The 2,034-nt window shown below is 34.4% G+C and carries 2 protein-coding genes; both read right to left on the bottom strand.

Going from position 1 to position 2,034, the window contains the following annotated elements; all coding sequences use genetic code 11:
• Positions 1-375 precede the first annotated feature (375 nt).
• Complete coding sequence (locus BLQ00_RS17325; protein ID WP_093145578.1) at positions 376-759, bottom strand: hypothetical protein; 384 nt, start codon at positions 757-759, stop codon at positions 376-378.
• Positions 760-1,468: 709 nt separating this feature from the next.
• Entirely contained in the window at positions 1,469-1,918 is a 450-nt protein-coding gene (locus BLQ00_RS17330; protein WP_093145579.1) for a hypothetical protein, read from the bottom strand.
• Between the last annotated feature and the right edge of the window lie 116 nt (positions 1,919-2,034).

Here is a 2,034-nt window from a genome sequence, read left to right on the forward strand (position 1 = left end):
TGAAGTCAAAAGAGTAGAGGAAGTTCCGTTTAGAAACTTTAATTTCTTATAAATTGAAAGGTTTAAATAAAACTTTCAGTCAGAAGGACGTAAGAATGACCGACTTGTTTCTTAGCATAAAGCTGGTCGGATTCGATTCGTAAGAATCAGAATCCGAGCGATTGATGGCAACGAGCTTGTATAATATTTGTGGCGCGTGGCGCAGCGTGCGGCTTGAAGCGGCGAAACCTACCAACAATTTCTTTGTTCCAAATTAATTGAGCCGCGTGCGAATCAGCAAGGCAAGCTTCTCAGAACTTTCGGAAGTTCAATTTACAATTATTTGCTGAAAATATTCAATCATTGATAAAGTAAGCCATAAATTATTATACGTTGTTATATGCTGGCCATTGGGCTGATTCTTATATTCTTAATCAAATCATCAAATTGTTTATTCGAACCCAATTTATTCAGCTGCCACTTATCTCCATCCAAGCATTTGATTGAAAATGTCTTCCGGTCGGTGATTGTAAACCATATGACGTTAATTTTTGGTTCCGAAAATATGACTTTCAAATCTTCGTCTATTAATATCTGATTATTTAAAAGTAGATGATATTTAGCATACCAATATGCACTGCTGATTTCTGGTGAGAAAGATTCAAATGGTTCTAACTCTAATTCCTCAATAAAATATGATTCAAACTGTTCAATTAATGGTGTCAGATATCGCAAATGATGAAATTCAGGATCAATAATATATGTAGTTTTGTTATTCATTTAGTTTTCATCGTAGCTTGCATATAACGGGTTTGTATAATAATTGTAGCGTTTGGCGCAGCGCGATGTTGGCAGCGGCGACACTTTTTCTGTTCCTTGTTTAGTTCCAATTATTCGGAGCTGCGTGAGACTCAGAAAGGCAAGCTAGTTCATATTGTTCCGATAACTAAAGTAGTAATTTTTGAGTACTAAACACGAAGTAATTATGGAAAAGCTATGATTATTGATACGTTGTTACTACAAGTAGCGAGACACGAACCAAATGATTTGTCTCGGAATTACATTTAGATTCAGAGGTTTTTGGGATAAGCGTTAAAATCAGAAGGGTAGAAGGAATTCAATTTTGAAACTTGAATATCTTATGAGTTGAAAATTCAAAATCAGCTTTTTTCAATCGGAAGGACGTAAGAATGACCGACTTTGTTCTTAGCAGTAATCTGCTCGGAAAAAAATCCGAAGATTTTCTTTCCGAGCTATTTTTAGTAACGGGTTTGTATATTGCACGTTGCGCTTGGCGAAGTGTGAGGCTTGAAGCGACGACACGTTCAGTTTTCTAGTTTAGTTCCCAATTCGACTTCGTCGCGTGAGACTCAGCAAGACAAGCGTAACGTAATTTTCGTATGACTAATATAGTTAATTTATTGTTGTGAGTTTTCTCTTAGTTCAAAAGTAAGCGATGGGGAATATACAGTGTTATGTCGCGTTTTCATCAGATTATCATATCAATCTTTTCAGTCAGCTTTTCAATCAGAATGAACACGTTAATCAAACTCGTTTTATCTTGACGTTTTAATTTCACATTATATATCAGATTTTTATCAGATAGTTCAAACCTTGCATTTCCACCTTTTAGTAAATTCTTTGCAATTGGATCTGATAATAATAAGTCAGAAATTGAACTAGATTTTCCTCGTATTTTAAAATTGTCATATCGAGTAATAATACTAATTATTTTAGCTTTTTTGATTATACAATTTTCAAACGTAATATGAAATTTCGGAACTCTAGCAGATATTCTTAAATTGATTTTCTTTGAATTCCATTCAGCTAATGTTTCAATATTCCAATCGTTGTAATTCGATTTTAAAACTTTCTCTCCTTTCGGTTTGGAAGTAGTTTCGTTAGTAATTAAATCAGCTAAAGTCTCTTGTTTACTCAAATTTTCAATTTAATGCGACATAACGGGTTTGTATAATAATTGTAGCGCTTGGCGCAGCGTGCGGCTTGAAGCGGCGACATCTTTTCAGTTTCTTATTTAGTTCCAATTATTCGGAG

Origin of the sequence: Ulvibacter litoralis, from assembly GCF_900102055.1 — a bacterium.
In the GTDB taxonomy this organism is placed as follows: domain Bacteria; phylum Bacteroidota; class Bacteroidia; order Flavobacteriales; family Flavobacteriaceae; genus Ulvibacter; species Ulvibacter litoralis.